Genomic DNA, 6,000 nt, shown 5'->3' on the forward strand with positions numbered 1-6,000 from the left:
CGGCGGACGCACCCCGCACACCACCGCCGCGCACCGGACGGGGAGTTCGCCATGCCGAAAATCAGTGCCCACGGCCTCAGCCGGAGCTTCGGCCGGGGCTCCGCCCGGATCGCCGCACTCGGACCCGTCGAACTGGACGTCGAAGAAGGGGAGTTCGTCTGCCTCGTTGGCCCCTCGGGCTGCGGCAAGTCCACCCTGCTGCGCATCGCCGCCGGACTGCTGCGCCCCTCGGCCGGCGAACTGGAGCTGCGCACTGACGTCTCCCACCCCGCCGCCATGATCTTCCAGGACTACGGCATCTACGACTGGAAGACCGTCCTGGCCAACGTCCGCTTCGGCCTGGATGTCCAGCGCGTACCGCGCCGCGCCGCCGACGCGCGCGCCCGCGCCTGGCTGGAGCGGCTCGGCCTGGCCGAGTTCGCCGCGGCCTACCCGTCGGCGCTCTCCGGGGGCATGCGTCAGCGCGTGGCCATCGCCCGCGCGCTGGCCGTCGAACCCGAAGTGCTGCTCATGGACGAGCCGTTCGCCGCGCTCGACGCCCAGCTGCGCACGCTCCTCCAGGACGAACTGCTCGCACTGACGCAGACGGCCGGCGCCACCACGCTCCTGATCACCCACAGCCTGGAGGAGGCGCTCGTCCTCGGTGACCGGGTGCTGGTCATGTCGGCCCGCCCCGGCCGCATCATCGCCGAGCGCCGCCCGCCCTTCGCCCGCCCCCGCACCGGAGCCGTCCGCTCCGATCCCCGCTTCACGGCGCTCAAGGACGAGCTGTGGGAGCTGCTGCGCGACGAAGTGACCGAGGTGCACGCGGTGCGGGACACCGGCACGGTGCGCGGAGCGACGGCGTGAGCGCCGTCGAGGAGCGCCGGGCGGCCACGGGCCGGCTCGTACGCCGCCCCGGCCCGGCCGAGTCCCGGCCCCGCGCCGCCCACCGGCGGCGGCGCGCCCTGGAGCTGACGCTCGCCGTCGCCGTGCCCGTCGTCCTGGTCCTGCTGTGGCAGCTGGCGGCCGACCGGCAGTGGATCGACCCGCGCATCTATCCGGCACCATCCACGATCCTGGCCGACGGCAAGGAGCGGGCGCTCGACGGTGAGCTGTGGCCCGATGTGCGCGCGACGCTCCAGCGGGTCGCGGCCGGTTACGGCATCGGCACCGGCGCCGGCTTCCTGCTGGGCCTGCTGATGGGCGCGCTGCCCCTGGTGCGGGCGGCGCTGGAGCCGACGATGGACGCCCTCTACGTCGTCCCGAAGCTCGCCCTGCTGCCGGTCTTCCTCAACATGTTCGGGCTGGGCGAGGGGCCGCAGATCGCCCTCGTCGCGGTGACCGTCTTCTTCTTCGTGTGGATCTCGACGATGGCCGCCGTGCTGGCCGTCCCCGAGGGCCACCGCGACGCGGGACGGGTCTTCGGCGCCGGACCGTGGCAGATGTTCCGGCACGTCCTGCTGCCCGCCTCGCTGCCGGCCATGCTGGTGGGGGCGCGGATCGCGGCGGGCGTCGCCGTCCTGGTGATCGTCGCCTCGGAGTCCATCGCGGCCTCCGACGGACTCGGCCATCTGATCTTCGACTCCCGTGCCCTCTTCCGGAACGACGTGATGTTCGTCGGCATCGTGTGCGTGGCCGTCCTGGGCGTCGTCTTCTCCGAGCTGGTCCGGCTCGCCGGCCGGCTGCTGACCCCGTGGGCGCCCCGCGACCGGGGCCGCGGCCGCACCTGAACCGGAGGCTCCCGTGCCCGTTCCCCGCCCCGCACCCCGGCACCGCCCCGCCGCCTTGGCCCTGGCGGTCTGCCTGCTCCTCCTCGCCGCCTGCACCTCGCAGAAACCCGAGCCGCTGACGAGGAAGCCCCGCACGATCGAACCCGTGGCCGGATGCGGCGCCCGCTCCTGGACGGACCCGGCACGGCTGGGCGAGAACCGCGCGCCGGCCCGCTGCGCGAAGGGCGCCCCGGCTCCCCGGCGGCTGAAGCGGCCCCGCCATCTCACCCTGGCCACCAGCACCCTCACGGCGGAGTACGTCGCCCCGCTGCAACTGGCGATCAAAAAGGGCGAGTTCGCCAAGGAGGGGCTCGACGTCGAGCTGAAGGTGCTGCCCACGCCCGACGCGCTGCCGCTGCTCGCCAAGGGGAAGCTGGACGCCCTGTGGGCGGCGCCGGAGGCCGCGGTGATCAACGGCATCCACGGCGGCTTCGGCATCCGCTGGGTCGCGGGCAACTTCTCGCCCGCGCCCTCCTCCCGCAGCGGCCTGTGGATCCGGCTGCGGGACGGCGAGCGTCCGGACACGGTCCGGCCGGCGGGCCGCAGCGTCGGCACGCTGATCGGCAAGGGCTCGGTGATCTCCTACCCGCTGGAGAAGGTGCTCGCGGAGCACGGCGCCGCCATGGAGACCATGGACTTCCAGCAGCTCGGCTCCTCCGACGTCCTCACCGCGCTCACCTCCGGCGGCGTGGAGGCCGCCTGGCTGCTCGACCCGGTCTGGCGGCAGGTGCGGGGCGACAAGCGGTACGCGTTCCTGGGCGGTCAGCCGGTCGGCGAACCGCTGGGCGGCGCGCTGTTCGGCCCGAATCTGCTGAGCGCCGACGTCGACGCGGGTGTCGCACTGCTGCGCGCCTACATCCGCACCATCAACACCTGGTTCGCCGGCGACTACAAGCGCGACCGCGGCTTCGTCGCCGAACTCGCCGCGCTGCTCGGCCAGGACGCGAAGACCCTGGCCGCCGTGCCGTCCCTGCGCATGGACTGGGAGATCCGCAAGGGCACCGCGGGACGCCTCCAGCGGGCCTACCGGGACGCGGGCGTCACCGACGGCGCCATCCTGCCGGAGAGACGCCTCGTCGACCGCCGGCTCTACGCGGAGGCGGTCGGCCACCGTCCGTGACAAGCCGGCGCATTGCAACCGCACATACACCAAGGGCCCGGATCCTGGGATCCGGGCCCTTGGCCTTCAGTAGCGGGGACAGGATTTGAACCTGCGACCTCTGGGTTATGAGCCCAGCGAGCTACCGAGCTGCTCCACCCCGCGCCGTTGTGTGCACAACTCTAACCTCCTCAGCAGCCGCGTGCAAATCGATGCGGGAGCGACGACAGAGGCGACGGACATGCGGGCGTCCCCCCGTGCACGGCCCGCTCACCGGGACCAGGACCAACGGCCCACCCCGGGCCGGGCCGGACGGCCGAGGCGCGGCCGGGCCGGCGGTGGAAGGGTGTGCGCATGCCCGCTTCCGCACCGTCCTGGCCCGGTCACCTGCCGGTCGGAGCCGTCCGCTTCGCACGCCCCACCGCACGCTTCGACGCCGTCCTCGCCTTCTACCGCGACGATCTCGGCCTGCCCGTGCTCGCCCAGTGGCGGGGCCACGCCGGCTACGACGGTGTCGTCCTGGGCCTGCCCGGCGCCCCCGTCCAGCTGGAGATCACCCAGCACGGCGATCCGCCGCACATCCCCGCGGCCCACCCGGAGAACCAGCTGGTGCTCTACCTGGACGGCCCGCGGGCGCGCGACCGGGCCGTCGCGCATCTGCGCGCACGCGGGCACGATCCGGTACCGGCCGCCAACCCGTACTGGCCGGAGCACGGGGCCGTGCTCTTCGAGGACCCGGACGGCTGGCTGGTCGTCCTGGCGCCCTGGATCTTCGGGCGCGACCCGGTACCCACCCGGGACTGACCCGGCCGACCCGGCTGACCGGAGCCCCGGTTCCCGGGGCGACGCACGCGCCGTCGCCCCGGGAACCGGCCGATGTGCGGCCCGGCGAACGGGGCCCGCTCAGGCGGTCAGTTCGGCCCGCAGCGCCTCACGCAGCCGGGCCGCGCGCTCGGCCACCTCGGCCGGGCCCAGCTCGACCGCCCGCGCACACCAGAACTGGCCCTCGTCCAACTCGCCCCCGCGCGCGCTGATCAGCGCCAGCCGCAGCGCCGCCCGGCCGTGCCCGGCCTCGGCGGCCCGCGTCCACCACAGCGCCGCCTCGGTCTCGCTGCCCTCCCTGGCCAGCAACAGGCCCAGGTTGAACGCCCCGTTGGGGCTGCCCGCCTCGGCCGCCGCCCGGTACCAGCGCGCCGCGTCGACGGCCTCGCCGCGCTCCGCGAAGCACATGCCCAGCCGCACCTGCGCCCGGCGGTGCCCGCGCTCGGCAGCGCGCTCGTACCACTCCTCGTACTCCGCGCGGGGTGCGCCGTCCGTACGGCCCAGCCGGTGCTGGGAGTTGAGCTCGCCGGTGCTCTCGCTGCGCCGGTTCAGCCGCTCCAGCAGCGCACCGAGCCGGAAGGCGCCCTCGACACTGCCGCCGCCGGCCGCGCACCGCAGATGCCGCTCGGCCGCGTGCGGTTCACCGTCCCGCAGCAGCGCCATGCCCACCTGGAGCGCGGCCTCGGTGTGCCCCGCGGCTGCCGCACGCTCGTACCAGGCACGCGCCACCCGGTGCTTGCCGCGGCCCGCGTAGAGGATGCCGAGGTTGAACGCGGCGTCCACGCTGCCGCCTTCGGCCGCCTTGGAGAACCACGGCTCGGCGCCCTCCGCGTCCCCGCGCTGCAACAGCAGCACGGCCAGCGCGTTGGCGGCCTCCCGGTGCCCCGCGTAGGCCGCGCGCCGGTACCACTGCTCGGCCTGGGCCGTACGCCCCTGAGCCGCGCACAGCAGCCCGAGGTTGAACGCGCCGTCGTCGCAGCCCGCTTCGAGCGCGACGCGGTACCACCGCTCGGCGGCCTGCCGCTCACCGCGGTCGGCGTGCAGCGCCCCCAGCGCGTTGGCCGCGTTCCCGTCGCCGTCCTCGGCGGCGCGGCGCCACCAGATCGCGGCGCTGTCCTCGTCCCCGGCGTCACGCAGCAGGAAGCCGAGCGCGCAGGCGGCCTTCGCCTCGCCGTCCTTGGCCGAGGTGAGGTACCAGCGGCCGGCCTCCCGCAGTTCGCCGCGGCGCTCCAGGATCGCCCCGAGCCGCAGCGCCGCTCTGCGGTGGCCGCGCGCCGCCGCCTGCCGGTACCAGCGCTCGGCCTCCTGTTCGGCCGCGCGCTGCTCGGCCGCGGTGACCTCGCCCGCCTCGGCCTTCTGCTGCGCGGCCTCGCCGACGAGTTGGGCGATGCGGTAGGCGGCCTCGCGGTGGCCCCGTTCGGCCGCCGCGCGGAACCACTCCTCCGCGCCCTCCTCTCCGCGGTGCTCCAGCAGATCCGCGAGCCCGTAGGCACCCAGCGCGTGCCCGGACTCCGCGGACTGGCGCAGCCAGTAGTGCGCCGCCGGCTCGTCTCCGCGTTCGCGGTGCAGCCGGCCGAGCGCGTGCGCGGCCGCGGCCGAACCGGCGACGGCGGCGGTACGCCACCAGCCTGCCGCTTCCTCGGCGCATCCCCTCTGGTGCAGCAGCACCCCGAGGTTGTTGGCCGCCGCGCGGTCGCCGCCGGCGGCGGCGGTGCGCAGATGCGGTTCGGCGCCGTCCAGATCGCCACGACGCAGCAGTTGGGCCCCCAGGACGCTCGCCGCGGCCGTGGTGCTCCCGGCGTGCGTCAACCCCCCGCCCGTGCTGCCTTCGTCGCCTGTCGCCCCGGCGTCCTCGACGGTGCCGGCGACGACCGTGGTGAGCGATGTGTCGGCTTTCTCGGCGATTTCCTCCATGCTCGGCCCCGGTACCGGGTCTCCCGGGACCGTCGGCATTGCCTTGTCCCCCATAAGCTCCATCGTCGCACCACCTGCAACCCGCGTACACCTGGTATACCGCACCCAGTGAGGTCACTTCGGCGGTTTGTCGACTTCCCGACAGAGAGATACCCCAAACGCGGGCTCCTGTGCACCCCCCGCACAAGCGAAGAGGCCCGGAGTCGGTTGACTCCGGGCCTCTTTCGATTGGTAGCGGGGACAGGATTTGAACCTGCGACCTCTGGGTTATGAGCCCAGCGAGCTACCGAGCTGCTCCACCCCGCGCCGTTGTGAGTACAACTCTACACCACTTTCCGGAGTGCTCTGACCAGGGCCCGGTGGCCGGTACCGAAAAGCGGGCGGCCGCGGTGACCTTCGACGGTCACCGCGGCC

At 74.4% G+C, this 6,000-nt stretch carries 5 protein-coding genes and 2 tRNA genes; 4 read left to right on the forward strand and 3 right to left on the reverse strand.

Annotated elements, in window-relative coordinates; translation table 11 throughout:
* Positions 1–51 precede the first annotated feature (51 nt).
* The 3 genes from SCA03_RS15555 to SCA03_RS15570 are packed head-to-tail and all read left to right on the forward strand — an operon-like array spanning position 52 to position 2,871.
* On the forward strand, positions 52–849 hold the full coding sequence (locus SCA03_RS15555) for an ABC transporter ATP-binding protein (RefSeq protein WP_086815085.1): 798 nt from the start codon (positions 52–54) through the stop codon (positions 847–849).
* Positions 846–1,712 (forward strand): ABC transporter permease, encoded by an 867-nt coding sequence (locus SCA03_RS15560; RefSeq protein WP_141275448.1) that lies wholly within the window; start codon positions 846–848, stop codon positions 1,710–1,712. Before SCA03_RS15555 ends, SCA03_RS15560 begins: the two co-directional genes overlap by 4 nt.
* 13 nt (positions 1,713–1,725) lie before the next feature.
* Positions 1,726–2,871 (forward strand): ABC transporter substrate-binding protein, encoded by a 1,146-nt coding sequence (locus tag SCA03_RS15570; protein WP_371863943.1) that lies wholly within the window; start codon positions 1,726–1,728, stop codon positions 2,869–2,871.
* 70 nt (positions 2,872–2,941) lie between these two features.
* Here the strand turns inward: SCA03_RS15570 and SCA03_RS15575 are convergent.
* Positions 2,942–3,015 (reverse strand) — tRNA-Met (locus SCA03_RS15575).
* Between the two features lie 189 nt (positions 3,016–3,204).
* Between SCA03_RS15575 and SCA03_RS15580 the strand changes: the two genes are divergently transcribed.
* On the forward strand, positions 3,205–3,654 hold the full coding sequence (locus tag SCA03_RS15580) for a VOC family protein (RefSeq protein WP_086817733.1): 450 nt from the start codon (positions 3,205–3,207) through the stop codon (positions 3,652–3,654).
* 99 nt (positions 3,655–3,753) lie between these two features.
* Here SCA03_RS15580 and SCA03_RS15585 read toward each other — a convergent pair whose 3' ends face one another.
* Positions 3,754–5,649, reverse strand: a complete 1,896-nt coding sequence (locus SCA03_RS15585; RefSeq protein WP_086817732.1) for a tetratricopeptide repeat protein — start codon at positions 5,647–5,649, stop codon at positions 3,754–3,756.
* Between the two features lie 166 nt (positions 5,650–5,815).
* Positions 5,816–5,892, reverse strand: a tRNA-Met gene (locus SCA03_RS15590).
* Between the last annotated feature and the right edge of the window lie 108 nt (positions 5,893–6,000).

Source organism: Streptomyces cacaoi (genome assembly GCF_006539165.1).
Classification (GTDB): domain Bacteria; phylum Actinomycetota; class Actinomycetes; order Streptomycetales; family Streptomycetaceae; genus Streptomyces; species Streptomyces cacaoi.

Excerpts from the sequence above, each read along its gene's own strand:
- SCA03_RS15585 (WP_086817732.1), bottom strand. The coding sequence starts at position 5,649 with ATGGAGCTTATGGGGGACAAGGCAATGCCGACGGTCCCGGGAGACCCG.
- SCA03_RS15580 (WP_086817733.1), top strand. The coding sequence starts at position 3,205 with ATGCCCGCTTCCGCACCGTCCTGGCCCGGTCACCTGCCGGTCGGAGCC.
- SCA03_RS15555 (WP_086815085.1), top strand. The coding sequence starts at position 52 with ATGCCGAAAATCAGTGCCCACGGCCTCAGCCGGAGCTTCGGCCGGGGC.